At 69.2% G+C, this 12,208-nt stretch carries 14 protein-coding genes; 6 read left to right on the top strand and 8 right to left on the bottom strand.

The window, feature by feature from the left end:
* Position 1: 1 nt before the first annotated feature.
* Both H0524_RS00325 and H0524_RS00320 read left to right on the top strand, forming a co-directional pair.
* Complete coding sequence (locus tag H0524_RS00325) at positions 2–700, top strand: TenA family protein (RefSeq protein ID WP_180196863.1); 699 nt, start codon at positions 2–4, stop codon at positions 698–700.
* Positions 688–1,971 carry a cytosine deaminase gene (locus H0524_RS00320; protein ID WP_180196862.1) on the top strand — a complete coding sequence of 428 codons (1,284 nt, stop codon included), beginning with the start codon at positions 688–690 and terminating at the stop codon, positions 1,969–1,971. Before H0524_RS00325 ends, H0524_RS00320 begins: the two co-directional genes overlap by 13 nt.
* Here H0524_RS00320 and H0524_RS00315 read toward each other — a convergent pair.
* Complete coding sequence (locus H0524_RS00315) at positions 1,968–2,594, bottom strand: histidine phosphatase family protein (protein WP_180196861.1); 627 nt, start codon at positions 2,592–2,594, stop codon at positions 1,968–1,970. The genes H0524_RS00320 and H0524_RS00315 overlap by 4 nt on opposite strands.
* 213 nt (positions 2,595–2,807) lie before the next feature.
* Positions 2,808–3,161 carry a DoxX family protein gene (locus H0524_RS00310; RefSeq protein ID WP_180196860.1) on the bottom strand — a complete coding sequence of 118 codons (354 nt, stop codon included), beginning with the start codon at positions 3,159–3,161 and terminating at the stop codon, positions 2,808–2,810.
* A 167-nt stretch (positions 3,162–3,328) separates the two neighbouring features.
* On the opposite strand from H0524_RS00310, the gene H0524_RS00305 reads away from it, so the two are divergent.
* Entirely contained in the window at positions 3,329–4,099 is a 771-nt protein-coding gene (locus H0524_RS00305) for an aminoglycoside phosphotransferase family protein (protein WP_180196859.1), read from the top strand.
* An 82-nt stretch (positions 4,100–4,181) separates the two neighbouring features.
* Here the strand turns inward: H0524_RS00305 and H0524_RS00300 are convergent, their stop codons facing one another.
* Together H0524_RS00300 and H0524_RS00295 are read right to left on the bottom strand one after the other, a co-directional pair.
* Complete coding sequence (locus H0524_RS00300; protein WP_180196858.1) at positions 4,182–5,090, bottom strand: alpha/beta fold hydrolase; 909 nt, start codon at positions 5,088–5,090, stop codon at positions 4,182–4,184.
* 143 nt (positions 5,091–5,233) lie between these two features.
* The gene (locus tag H0524_RS00295; protein WP_180196857.1) at positions 5,234–5,827 is read right to left on the bottom strand and encodes a TetR/AcrR family transcriptional regulator; all 594 of its coding nucleotides are present in this window, start codon (positions 5,825–5,827) and stop codon (positions 5,234–5,236) included.
* A 124-nt stretch (positions 5,828–5,951) separates the two neighbouring features.
* Here H0524_RS00295 and H0524_RS00290 point away from each other — a divergent pair, with 124 nt between their 5' ends.
* Complete coding sequence (locus tag H0524_RS00290) at positions 5,952–6,812, top strand: SDR family NAD(P)-dependent oxidoreductase (protein ID WP_180196856.1); 861 nt, start codon at positions 5,952–5,954, stop codon at positions 6,810–6,812.
* Between the two features lie 27 nt (positions 6,813–6,839).
* On the opposite strand, the gene H0524_RS00285 is transcribed toward H0524_RS00290, so the two are convergent.
* The 3 genes from H0524_RS00285 to H0524_RS00275 form a co-directional block, all read right to left on the bottom strand.
* Positions 6,840–7,559, bottom strand: a complete 720-nt coding sequence (locus H0524_RS00285) for a protein phosphatase 2C domain-containing protein (RefSeq protein WP_180196855.1) — start codon at positions 7,557–7,559, stop codon at positions 6,840–6,842.
* On the bottom strand, positions 7,556–8,128 hold the full coding sequence (locus tag H0524_RS00280) for a UTRA domain-containing protein (protein ID WP_180197101.1): 573 nt from the start codon (positions 8,126–8,128) through the stop codon (positions 7,556–7,558). The genes H0524_RS00285 and H0524_RS00280 overlap by 4 nt, the downstream gene beginning before the upstream one ends.
* A gap of 129 nt (positions 8,129–8,257) precedes the next feature.
* Positions 8,258–9,418: a pyridoxal phosphate-dependent aminotransferase gene (locus H0524_RS00275; RefSeq protein WP_180196854.1), complete on the bottom strand. Its 1,161-nt coding sequence runs from the start codon at positions 9,416–9,418 to the stop codon at positions 8,258–8,260.
* A gap of 66 nt (positions 9,419–9,484) precedes the next feature.
* Between H0524_RS00275 and H0524_RS00270 the strand changes: the two genes are divergently transcribed.
* Positions 9,485–10,030 (top strand): XRE family transcriptional regulator, encoded by a 546-nt coding sequence (locus H0524_RS00270; protein ID WP_180196853.1) that lies wholly within the window; start codon positions 9,485–9,487, stop codon positions 10,028–10,030.
* A 144-nt stretch (positions 10,031–10,174) separates the two neighbouring features.
* The gene (locus H0524_RS00265) at positions 10,175–10,813 is read left to right on the top strand and encodes an MIP/aquaporin family protein (RefSeq protein WP_180196852.1); all 639 of its coding nucleotides are present in this window, start codon (positions 10,175–10,177) and stop codon (positions 10,811–10,813) included.
* Between the two features lie 45 nt (positions 10,814–10,858).
* On the opposite strand, the gene H0524_RS00260 is transcribed toward H0524_RS00265, so the two are convergent.
* On the bottom strand, positions 10,859–11,851 hold the full coding sequence (locus tag H0524_RS00260; RefSeq protein WP_180196851.1) for a tyrosine-type recombinase/integrase: 993 nt from the start codon (positions 11,849–11,851) through the stop codon (positions 10,859–10,861).
* Positions 11,852–12,208 lie beyond the last annotated feature (357 nt).

The raw sequence follows: 12,208 nt of genomic DNA, 5'->3' as shown, positions 1-12,208 counted from the left end.
GATGACCTTTCTCGAGGAATGCCGGCGTGACGCCGCCGAGGTGTGGCAGGCGTACGCGCATCATCCATGGATCGAGGCCATGGCCGCCGGCACGCTCACGACCAAGCAGTTCGTGTTCTTCCAGCTTGACGACGGCGCGCACGTCGCCGAGTTCAACCGTGCGCTCGCCCTCGGTGTGGCGAAGGCGCCCACCGGTCACGCCTGGGCCCGGGCGGCCGCCCACGTCCTCGACGACATGTCCACTACCGCCGAACTGGCCGAGAAGCAGTCGTTGCTGGACGAGCTCGGTGCCGGGCAACCGATGCGCCACGACCGCTGGAGTTGTTCGCCCGAGCGGGAGGGGTATGTCAACCACCTCGTCCGGGTCGCCTACGAGGGTACCTTCGCGCACATCGCCGCCAGCCTGTATCCGTGTTCGCTGTTCACCACCGTGGTCGGGGAGCGGTTCCGGGGCGTCACCATCACCGGGCCGCCCGCCTTCCGGCGCTGGGCGGACATGTACACCCGCCGCACCCGCAACGAGATGTGCGCACGCCACGCCGAGGTCATCGAACAAGCGGCCGAGACCGGCGGCGACGCGGAGCGGTGTACGCTCCGTCGGCTGTACCGGCGCAGCCTGGAGCACCAGGTCCGGGTGTTCGACGCCGCCTGGCGGGGCGAGCGCGGCTGGCCCGGAAGCACGGCACCGTGCTGGACCTGATCGTCCGTAACGCCCGGCGCTACCCCGAGGGCGACCTAGCCGACCTGGCCGTACACGATGGCGTTTTCGCCCGGATCGCGCCCCGCCTGACGACGACCGCTCGCCGGGAGCTGGACGCAGCGGGCCGCCTGGTCACTCCGCCCTTCGTCGACGCACACATGCACCTGGACACCGCGCTGACGGTCGGGCGTCCCCGCCACAACGGCAGCGGAACGCTTCACGAGGGAATCGCGATCTGGGATGAGCTGCGTCCCACCCTCGGCGAGGCGGAGATCCGGGCCAACGCTCTGGAGACCATACGGTGGCAGGTCGCGCACGGTGTGCTGTTCCAGCGCTGCCACGTCGATGTCAGCGATCCGGACCTGGTGGCGCTCCAAGCACTGCTGGCCGTCCGCGACGAGGTCCGCGACCTGTGCGAGATCCAGCTGGTGGCGTTCCCCCAGGACGGCGTGCACACCTCGGCGGAACGCCCGGCACTGCTGCGCCGGGCGTTGATGGCCGGCTGTGACGTGGTCGGCGGGGCACCGCACCTGGAGTGGAGCCGCGACCTCGGCGTACGTTCCCTGGACACCGTCTTCGACCTGGCCCGCGAGTTCGATCTGCCGGTCGACTGCCACTGCGACGAGACCGACGATCCACAGTCACGTTTCGTGGAGGTGATGGCCGCCAAGGCGCGGCAGCAGGGCTGGCAGGGACGGGTGGTGGGCAGTCACTGCACCGCCATGGCGGCATACCCGCCGGCATACCTGGCGCGGCTGCTGCCGATGCTGGCGGAAGCCGGTGTGTCGGTGACGGTGAGCCCGATGGTGAACGCACTGCTCCAGGGCCGCCACGATGGCCATGCCCGCCACCGGGGGATTGCCCCGATCAAGGAGCTGACCGCAGCGGGTGTGACGGTCGCGGCCGGGCAGGACTCCGTCCTGGACAGCTGGCTACCGTTGGGCACCGGGGACCTGCTCGCGGTGACTCAGCTCGCCGTGTACCTTGGTCAGCTCAGCGGCCACGACGAGTTGGCGCGAGCCCTGGACCTGGTGACCGTGAACGCGGCTCGGATGCTCGGCATCGAGGATCGGTACGGCCTGGCCGAAGGACACCCGGCGAGCTTCGTCATCCTCGATGCCCTGAGGGCCACGGACGCGCTCCGCCTGCTCGCGCCGAAGCTGCATGTCTTCCGGGCAGGCGTCGAGGTCGCACAAACCCGGGCCGCACGTATCACGGTCCGGACCACGGGGGGAGCCCTCACCGACGTGACGTTCATGCCGACCGGTTAGGGAGCCAGATGCTGCGGGAGGACGTCGTCGAAGTGCCATAGGTCGTTGACCGCCACGATCCGGGCGACGCCGTCACGGTCCGTCCGCAGCACGCTCAGGGAGGCGATGGCTGGCTTGAACGGTGCACAGCCGGACACGCCGGCCGCGAGGCAGAGCAGCTCATTGATCACATTGCCGTGGGTGACCAGCAGGTGCACGCCCGGATGGTCGTGCAGGCCGGCCAGCACCCGCCGCAGCCGCTCCCGGAAGTCGGTGCGCCGCTCCCCGCCCGGCCACCCTTCCCATGTTCCTCCCCGCCATGCGGCGCGAACGTCCGGGTCGTCCTCGGGGACACCTTCCAGCTGCCCGCGGTGACATTCCACGAGATCCGGATCGACGGTGCACGCGGGTCCCCGCGACCGGTGCGCCTCGATGAGCTCGGCCGTCTCGACCGTGCGGCGCAACGGCGAGACCCGCACCGACGTGAATTCCGCCTCCGCCAGGCGCTGCCCGACGGCGTCGGCCTGTGCCCGCCCATCCTCGGACAGCGCCGGATTGAAGCGGCCGCCCGCCATCGCATCTTCCCGGACCGATCCGTGCCGGACCAGTACGAGAGCTGTCCACTGTGAACCAGTATCAATCATCGAAAGGTTCTATCAGATTAGTGGTCCGAGCGGGAGTCAGCGGGCTCGTGCCGGGGCGGAGCGGAAGCCGAGGTCCGCGATGACCACCGCGGCGCTCAGCCTGGATGTCCCGGTGGCTATCCCCTGAGCGGGGTGAGGTGCCCCGCCAGTACCGTCCTGGTAGGGGCTGGGTGAGCTGTTCGGACCCGGGCGGCACCGGCGGCGTTTTGGAGATCAGGCGTTCAACACGTGCAGGACGGCCAGCGCGGCGGCGGCGAGCGCGAACACCACGGGGACCAGGACGGCCGGGACCGGGTCCTTCGCGCGGGCGTGGTAGCCCGCTGCCCCGATTAGCAGCAGGGTCACACCGACCGCGGCAGCGACGGCGATCGGCCACCAGAGCAGGCCCAGCAACAGGCCGGCCACCGCGAGGAGCTCGAGGCCGCCGATCATCCGGGTGCGGGCGGGGGAGACCCCCAGGTGGGCCATCCGCTCCCGCATCTGGGCCTGGCCGGCGACCTTCGGGACGGCCGCGGCCAGGATCACCGCGGCGAGAAGCAGGGTTAGAACGACGACGGGGATACCCACAACCTGTCCTTCGGGTAGTGGCGGACGATTTGCCGACCGTAACAGGGCAGGCAGAGGGGGTTGGCATGCCGCCGAGGGGTGCGACGACAGGCATCCACATCGGCATCGCCCGCATCGTGGTATAACCGGTCAGAACCCGGCCTGATCCCGCGGATTGCGAGCAGCGCATGAGTATTCGACAGGACTTCCGGGGCGGAGTGAACGTGGTACGCCGCCGTGGTGATGTCGTCCACCGGCCGGCGTCACCGGCCGCGCCGGCCATCCATCGGCTCCTGCGGCATCTGCGCGACCACGGCTTCCACGGCGCGCCGGAACCACGTGGCTTCGACAGCGACAACAACGAGGTACTCACCTTCATCGACGGCGAGGTTCCCGAGACACTTCCGCCGCACCTGCGTACGCGGACGCTCCTCAGCACCGCCGCCGAACTGCTCCGGGGCCTGCACGATGCGAGCGCCTCGTTCCGGCCGCGCCCCGACGACCCCTGGCTGCTCCCAGCCCGGCAGCCGGCCGAGGTCATGTGCCACGGCGACGCCGCCCCGTACAACTGCGTGGTCCGGGACGGCGCTGCCGTGGGCTTCATTGACTTCGACGCGGCTCACCCCGGACCCCGGATCTGGGACATCGCCTACGCCGCCTACCGGTTCGCGCCGCTACAGGCACCGAGCAACCCGGAGAGCTTTGGCAACCCGACGGAACAGGGGCGTCGAATCGCCGCCTTCTGCCGCGCGTACGGGCCGCAGGTCGGCGCCGAGATCATCGACGTCGTTCCGGACCGGCTGCAGGCACTCATCGACGTCATGCGCGAGCAGGCCAGCCGGGGCCACGAGGCGTTCCAGCAGCACATCGCGGACGGGCACACCGACCTCTACGCGGCGGACATCAGCTACGTACGCGCCCACCGCGACACCCTGCGGGCCGCGTTCGACGTGGACTGAAGCTGCCTACAGGATGGTCTGCCGGCACTCATTGGCGGTGTCGAGTGCCGGCGGCGGCCCACAGCGCGAGTTCGGCGTGGCGTCAGCTCGTGTGACGGATGACCAGGTCCGCGATGCGCTCGGTGAGTCCTGGTGCGAAGAACGGGTGGTGGCCCATCCCCGGCACGATCTCCAGCTGCGCCCCCGGAATCTGCGCCGCGAGGGCCACCCCGTGGGCCTGGGGGAACAGCGGATCATCGCTGCCGTGCAGGACCAGAGTCGCCGCGGTGATGCGGGACAGCGCGGCCCGCCGGTCATCGGCCCAGCGCTGTCCGGCGAGATCGTGGTTCGAGGCGGCAGCGACGTTGGTGGAACGGGCATAGCACTCTTCGACGAACCGCCGCGCGGCCAGCTCATCGAAGGGCAGGACACCGCCGTTGAGCACCCGCCACATGTGGAGGTCCGCCTCCATGCGCTGCTGGGCAGTGCCACGAGGAGCCTTCGCCGCTACCGTCAGGTGGCTGAGGAACGCTGCCGTCGGGGGCGGGAGCTCGTCCGCCGCTGCCGGCTGACCGGCCAGTGCCCGCGCCCACGCCGGGCCGGGATTGTTCCCCATGGGTGAGGCGGCCATCGCCGTCAACGTACGGACCCGGGCTGGCTGATGTACGGCGAGCCACTGCCCGATCGCCGCGCCCAGCGACGTTCCGACGACATGCGCGGCCGCGACGCCGTGGCCGTCCAGAACGGCCACCGTGTCGCCGGCCAGGTCGGCCAACGCGTACGGATGCCGGGTGAAAACGACGCAGTCGGAACGACCGGTGTCACGGTGATCAAACCGGATCACCTGTCGGCCGCTGTGCACGAGGGCTTCCACGAATTCGGCGGGCCAGCCGATGGCTGGGGTGGCGGTACCCATGACCAGCAGAACAGTGGGGTCAGCAGGGTGGCCGAACCGCTCGGTCCACAGCCGGACCTGCCCGGAATGAACGAACTTCTCCTCAGCAGTAAGCATGCCGGGCACCGTAGCGGTTACCAGGACAGCCAAAAACCCGCTACCCATTGTAGTTGAAATTGATGTCCATGAGATAATGGACTGGTGGCAGCGCCAGACTGCCCAACCGCCGGCTGTCCGCCCAATCCGGCCAATCCGGTCGTTCAAGAGCGGGGATGAAGGCCGTTGAGGGCGGTGGTGACGACACTGTCGGCGTACTCGATGGTGAGGGGGCCACTCCGTTGTAGCCAGCGGTTGAGTACCGGCCCCCAGATGATGTCCACCGCCACGTCGAGATCGAGGTCCGCGGCGAGTTGGCCGGCCTGCTGGGCGCTGCGCAGCCGAGTTCGTTTGGCGTGCCGCATCGGCTTGTCCAGGCGTTCGGCGTAGGCGGCGGCCAGTTCGGGATCGTGCGTGATCTCGGTGGCCAGCGCGCGCAGTGGCTGGTCGTAGCGCGGGTCGTTGAGCTCCGTGACAGTGGCGCGCAGGACCGCGGTCAGGTCTGCGTGCAGGTCGCCGGTGTCAGGAAGGAGTACCGGCTCACCCGCACTGCCCTCATTGTGCATAAGGAATGCGTCGAAGATGACGACGCCCTTGGAGGGCCACCAGCGATAGATGGTTTGCTTTCCTACTCCGGCGCGTACGGCGATGCCCTCGATGGTGAGTTTGGCGTAACCGACCTCCTGCAGCAGGTCGAACGCGGCCGTGAGAATGGCCCGCCGGGAGCTCTCCCGCCGACGGCTGGGGTTGGGTGCCATCCCATCATGATAGCTAACGATACGAATCGTATCGTCTTGTGGAAGGGGGTCACCGCGCGTAAGCTCGCAAGCCGAGACGTTACGTCTCGTCTTGCGCGTTACTCGTTGGAGGCAGGAGAAGCCCATGCACGACCCATCCGACACCGCTGCCCGCACCTGGTTCATCACCGGCGCCAGTCGCGGCCTCGGCCACGCCTTCACCACGGCCGCGCTCGAACGAGGGGACCGGGTCGCCGCCGCCGCCCGGACCATCGCCGCCGAAGACTTCGATGAGCGGCACCGTGAACGGCTACTTACGCTGCCGCTTGACCTGACCGACCGTACGGCGGTCTTCGCCGCCGTAGCCACCGCGGTCGAACACTTCGGGCGCCTCGACATCGTCGTCAACAACGCCGGCACCCTGTCCCTGGGCATGATCGAGGAATTCACCGAGGAACAGGCCCGGGCCCAGTTCGACGTGAACCTCTTCGGCGCGCTCTGGGTCTCCCAGGCCGTCCTGCCGCAGCTACGCACCCAACGGGCCGGCCACATCGTGCAGATCTCCAGCATCGCCGCCCTCGGCGGCTTCCCCAGCACCGGTCTGTACAGCGCGAGCAAATTCGCGCTCGAAGGCATGAGCGAAGCCCTTGCGCTGGAGGCCGCAGCCTTCAACATCAAGGTCAGCATCGTGCAGCCCGGTGGCTACTGGACCAACCTCTACCAGGACATGACCACCACCACGTCGGTGGACGCCTACGATCCGCTCCGGGCCCAGGTGCAGGCGCAGTGGGCGCACGGGTCGGTCGACAGCGAGCCCCGCCTCGCCGCCGAAGCCCTGCTCACCCTCGTCGACAGCGACGAACCACCGCTGCGGCTGCTGCTCGGCGGCACGGTCTACGATCTGGCCTTCGACCTCTCCCACCGCCGGATGGACACCTGGTCCAGTTGGGAACAGATCAGCCGGGCCGCCGAGCACCCCGTCCCCGCACCCGAAAGCGTTCGATAGCGACCTCCCACACCTGCCCCGGCGAGCCTAGCTGTCGTCCCGGACGTGCAGGACGATCGCCGACACGTCGGGGCCACCGTGCGTGAGCGCGGAAGCAGTCAACCGCTGCACCGCCTGCTGCGGAGTTGCTGCGGCCGCAAGGGTCGTGTGCAGGTGCTCAGGCGACACATAGGAGCTGAGACCGTCCGAACAGAGCAGGATCCGATCCCCGGAGGCCAGCGCCAACGCGGTGATGTCGGGTGAGCGGCCATCAGGGTGCCCATCCAGGAAACGCGTCAGCTTGTCGGAGAGATGAGGCACCTCGGCGGCGCCGGCGACCAGGTTCCGGTACAGGTGATCCTCGGTGACCTGGACGGTGCGATCCCGCTGCGGGCCCGTCGCCGCCAGGAGATAGGCCCGAGAGTCACCGACATTGGCCAGGGCGGCCGCCGAACCGGCACTGAGCAGGGCGACCAGGGTGGTCCCCAGGCCCGCAAGGCTCGGTGCGGCGGCAACCCGGTGCCGCACCGCACTGTTCGCCGCGTGCACCGCCTCTCCCAGCACCACCGGCAGCGCCACCGGGTCCACGTCCCGGTCGTAGCGCCGCACTGCCTCGATCACGGTGGCGCTGGCGACATCGCCGGCACCATGGTTGCCGAGACCATCGGCGACCGCGAACAGACACCGCCCCACGTGAATCGCGTCCTCGTTGCGTCGTCGGCCGAGCCCCACGTGACAGCTCCCCGCAACGTCGATGCGCAGACTCACCGTTGCGGGTCACCCTCCGGGCGCGCGTTGATCAACTCAGGCCACGGCTCCCGCGCCGACCCACCACGGTGCAGGAGATGGATGGTCTCCACCCGGTCACCGGCGACCACGCACTCGGTCACCTCGACCGGCTCACCGTCGCCGCCGGAAACACCCACCCGAATGATCTCCAGCACCGGAAGGCTCACCACGATCTCCAACAGGGCAGCCTCCCGCGTACTGGGCATCCGCGCGCGGTGGATCTCCATCCAGGTGATCGGCCAGTGACCTCCGGCCTCCAGCCGGTGCTGCCAACCGTCCGGCCCGGCGGCAGGGGAGTCCCACCCAGGCCCGCTCGTGGCCCGCGGATGGATCCAGGAGGCACTGATCTGGAAGGGCGGCTCCGCCTCGGGGCCGGTGACCCCGAACCGGCGCATCACCCGGGTACCGGGCTCAACCCTGAGCAGCTCGGCGATGCGCCGATCGTTGAGGGGCTCCACCGCCGCCACCGGCGCGATGTGCTCCCGCCACACCTCCGGACGGGTAGCCGGCGGGAAGCAGTAGCCGGTGCCAGCGACGTTCCGCTGCACCAGATCCCCCCGGGGCCGGCGTGGGCGGGCCGTTCCGTACCGCACGATGACCCCCGCTCCGGGACCCCAGACCTGGCCGTCCCCTACCTCTTCTACACCGGGCAGCCGGCCGAGGTGACCGAACGCGGACTATCCGATGGCCTGACGGAACCGGTCAGCCAGGCCGGAAAGCCGGTCGACCGGTTCGTTGGCGAACACGATCCGCAGATAGTGCGCCCCGCTGGGGCCCCAGCCATCCATCGCCGCGGCCGCCACCTTCGCCCGGTCGAACAAAAGCCCCGCCAGTGCGGCAGGTGTCAGCCCCAGGGGCCGGGTATCCACGAGCAACGACCAGCCCCCATGTGGCCGAACGACCGGATAGTCCGAAAGCTGCTGCAGGACCATCTCGCAGCGTCGCTGCCACCGTTGGGTGGCGGCGACGACATCAGCCTCGGCGTCGGGTGCGTCGAGCGCGGCCGCCACCGCCCCCTGCGCCAGCCCCACCTGGCAGACCACATTGGCCATGCCAACGAGCTTGATGTCGGCGAGAATCGCGGCCGGGGCCACGACCCACCCGACCCGCCAGCCGATCAGCCGCAGCTCCTTCGATGCCGAACCGACGGTGATGGTGCGCCGGGCGAGGCCGTCATGAGCGGCTGGATGGCTGGGGCGAAGGCCGTCAAAGCGGATCCGCTCCATCGCCGCGTCGTAGATCAGCCAGGCATCGTGTCGCCCACAGGCAGCAGACAACGCGGCCCAGTGCTCCGCGTCCAGGACCAACCCGGAGGGCATGGCCGGGCCCATCATCAGCACGGCGGCGGTGTTGGCTCCTACCGCGCCGGCGAGGCGCTCCGGATCCACCACCCAGCCGGTCGTCGTGGGCTTGGCGGGCACGAAGCGCGGCACCCCACCGGCAAGCCGGACCCGATTGACCAGGCCGGCGTAGATGGGGTCAACCAGCACCACCTCCTGACCTGGCTCCACGGTCGCCAGCAGCGTGTTCAGGATGCCGTTCAGTCCACCAGCGACGCTGACGCACTCGGTGTCAGGGTCGTATCGCCGGCCAGCGATGCGCGACACGTGGGCTGCGGCGGCTGCGCGAAGGGAACGCTGCCCCTGGAAGGGGAGGTAGCTATTGGCCGCGTCGTCCTCGATCGCAGCCCGGGTCGCGGTGACCGCCACTGCCGGTGGTCTCAGGTCGGTGTCCAGATTCTCCAGGCGAAGGAAGTCCGGGTCGGCTACCGCGTCCGCAGCGTCGCCGACCAGATCAACGCCGATGCCCGGAATGTCGCGTAGGCGGCTGACGGTCATGTGACCCTCCTCAACGTCCCGCTCTGTTCGCTTCCCTGGAACGAACGTAACACTAAACTGGTACGTATGGATGTGGCGCGTACGGTCGGCTCGAATGTGCACCGACTGCGAAACACTGCAGGCATGTCCCTGGCCGACCTGGCCGCGGCCGGCGACCTCAGCAAGACCACCCTGCACGGCATCGAGCAGGGGCACGGCAACCCAACCCTCAGCACCCTGTGGGCCCTGTCCGCGGCGCTGAGGGTGTCGCTCGGCGAACTACTGGAGACACCCACCCCCAACACCGACGTCGTACGCGCCGACGACCCACAACCACGCGTCAGCGGGGACGCGGTCAGCGCCCGCCTACTCCACCGCATCCCACTGCGCGGCACCGTGGAGGTCTACGACATCGACGTGACCCAGACAGTCCAGCACTCGCCCGCCCACCTGCCCGGCGTGCAGGAGTGCCTCATCCTCACCCACGGAAGCATCACCACCGGCCCGGCCGACGCCCCCGCCACCCTGGCCGAACACGACTCCATCCGGTTCGACGCCAACCGCCCGCACCAGTACCAGGGCCACGAACGGCACAACCGGGCGGTCCTGCTCATGTTGCACCCCGAAACCTGAACCCGCCGGTCGCGCGACCGTCCGCCAGCGCTCCGACCACGACACCAACACCCAGCGATATCTCTCCACCATGTCACTACTTCGTAAGATTTGCATTAATCAATACGAGTAGTGTCGGCGAGGGGATCGACAAGGGAGGCGACAATGCGTCGGTACGCGACCGAACTCATCGGAACATACTTCCTGCTCCTGACGATCGGCCTGGCAGTCACCACGATGAACGCCCTGGCGCCAGTGGCAATAGGCGGAATCCTCATGGTCATGATCTACGCCGGAGGGCACATATCCGGGGCCCACTTCAACCCCGCCGTAACACTGGCCGTTCTCATCCGCGGCCGCATCAAGGGAGCCGACGCCGGAGGATACATCCTGGCCCAACTCCTCGGCGGCCTGGCCGGGGCGGTGACCAGCCAACTCATCCTCGACAACGCCAAGCCGACAGCACTGTCACCGGCCGGGCGCGAGATCTGGATGGCACTGGCGGTAGAAGCCCTCTTCACCTTCGCCCTCGCCTACGTGGTGCTCAACGTCGCCACCAGCCGCAGTCACCCGGACAACTCCTTCTACGGCCTGGCAATCGGGGGCACCGTCCTGGTCGGAGTGATCACCGTCGGTGGAATCTCCGGCGCGGCCTTCAACCCGGCAGTCGCCTTCGGCGGCGCCGCCATCGGCCTCTTCGCCTGGTCAGCAATCTGGATCCACCTACTCGCCCAAGCGATCGGAGCGACGCTCGCGGCGATGGCCTTCCTCGCCCTCAGCGAGCAGGACCGCGAACCCGCCTGACCCTGACGGCGGCTGGCCCAGGCAGCGCCCGGGCCAGCCGCTGCCTCACGTCGACAACAACTCCGCCAGCACCCGATGGGTGCGGTTCGAGCGCACCGCGGCCCGCTGTTGACCCGCCGTCACCTCGATGTACGCCTGCGATGACGCCAGCGACACATGCCCCAGTAGCCGCATGATCTCCGCCGCGCTCGCACCATCCTCCGCCAGCCGCGTCGCGAACGTGTGCCGCAACGCGTGCAGCCGCGCCCCCGGCGGCACCCGGTCACCAACCCCGGCCCGCCGAAAGCAGGAGTCCACCAGATACTGCAGCCCACCCCGGCGCAGCGGCCCACCCCGGCGATCCATCAACAACGGCGAGTCGGGACGCACACCACGGGCACCAAATCGCTGGCGACAACTGTCCAGGTACTCCGCCAACACCTGGTCCAACTCCGGCTCCACCGGCACCACCCGCGGCCGCCCACCCTTACCGGCCACATCAAGCCGCCGCTCGCCGACCCGCCCGGCCAGGGACGCCACCCGAAGCGCCAGCATCTCGGCCAGCCGCAACCCGCCGCACAATGCCAGCGCCAACACCGCCAGATCCCGCTGCGGCCAGGGGTCTCGCTGGCGGCCGTCAACCCGGGCCACGGCGGTCAACAACTGCTCCGGGGTGTCCACTCCGCGTAGTGGCTTGGGCCGGGGTAGGGGCGCCTTCGGACGCCCGACCGCTGGCATCGGGTTGCCGGCCACGATCCCGTCCGCCACCAGGAACACGAAGAAGCTGTTCCAGGTGGACCAGGCGCGGTGCACCGACGCGGCGGAGCGGGCAGCGGCAAAGTGGGCGAACGCCGACCGCAGCGTGCGGGAGTGGAGCGCCGCCAACGGCAGGTCAACCAGGGGGAGGGGAGGGGCGAGCGCGTCGGCGGCGATGCTCGCCACGGTGCGCAGGTCCCGCCGGTACGCCGCCACGGTGTGCGGAGAGGGTTTGCGGGTGGCGCGATCGGTCAGGAACTCCTCGATCAGCCGCACTACCGCTTCACCCGACTTATCCTGCATAAGGAACATTATGCATGAAACTCACGTTCTGGACAGAGAGGCTGTTGAGTTCCCTGACGGAAGGGGGTGGGAGCGCGGGTGATGCCCACCGCCACCAGACTCACGGTGAGCGACAGGAGAATCGCCGCCACCGGCGGGCGCCCGATCGGTGTGCGGCGGCCACGACCGTGGCCGCCAGACCGTTCAGACGGGCGAGCCGAAGCCGCGACGGTGACCGCGCCGGCAACAAGCACGAGAAGCAAGAGCACACGAATCCGGCACTCCACCAATCGCGCTACGGGCCTAACTGGACCCCGCGAGGGCTCCGGCCGTCGGAGGGGAGCCGCCACGCCCGGGCCATACTTTACATAATGTGCA

It is taken from the genome of Salinispora sp. H7-4, from assembly GCF_013416675.1.
Lineage (GTDB): Bacteria > Actinomycetota > Actinomycetes > Mycobacteriales > Micromonosporaceae > Micromonospora > Micromonospora vitiensis.
This window is presented reverse-complemented; position numbering and strand designations above follow the sequence as displayed.

What these genes read in the sequence shown, in the direction of transcription:
- H0524_RS00270 (WP_180196853.1), top strand. Translation starts at nt 9,485, where the DNA reads ATGGATGTGGCGCGTACGGTCGGCTCGAATGTGCACCGACTGCGAAAC.
- H0524_RS00300 (WP_180196858.1), bottom strand. Translation starts at nt 5,090, where the DNA reads ATGCTTACTGCTGAGGAGAAGTTCGTTCATTCCGGGCAGGTCCGGCTG.
- H0524_RS00290 (WP_180196856.1), top strand. Translation starts at nt 5,952, where the DNA reads ATGCACGACCCATCCGACACCGCTGCCCGCACCTGGTTCATCACCGGC.
- H0524_RS00275 (WP_180196854.1), bottom strand. Translation starts at nt 9,418, where the DNA reads ATGACCGTCAGCCGCCTACGCGACATTCCGGGCATCGGCGTTGATCTG.
- H0524_RS00325 (WP_180196863.1), top strand. Translation starts at nt 2, where the DNA reads ATGACCTTTCTCGAGGAATGCCGGCGTGACGCCGCCGAGGTGTGGCAG.
- H0524_RS00265 (WP_180196852.1), top strand. Translation starts at nt 10,175, where the DNA reads ATGCGTCGGTACGCGACCGAACTCATCGGAACATACTTCCTGCTCCTG.
- H0524_RS00315 (WP_180196861.1), bottom strand. Translation starts at nt 2,594, where the DNA reads ATGATTGATACTGGTTCACAGTGGACAGCTCTCGTACTGGTCCGGCAC.
- H0524_RS00260 (WP_180196851.1), bottom strand. Translation starts at nt 11,851, where the DNA reads ATGCAGGATAAGTCGGGTGAAGCGGTAGTGCGGCTGATCGAGGAGTTC.
- H0524_RS00295 (WP_180196857.1), bottom strand. Translation starts at nt 5,827, where the DNA reads ATGGCACCCAACCCCAGCCGTCGGCGGGAGAGCTCCCGGCGGGCCATT.
- H0524_RS00305 (WP_180196859.1), top strand. Translation starts at nt 3,329, where the DNA reads ATGAGTATTCGACAGGACTTCCGGGGCGGAGTGAACGTGGTACGCCGC.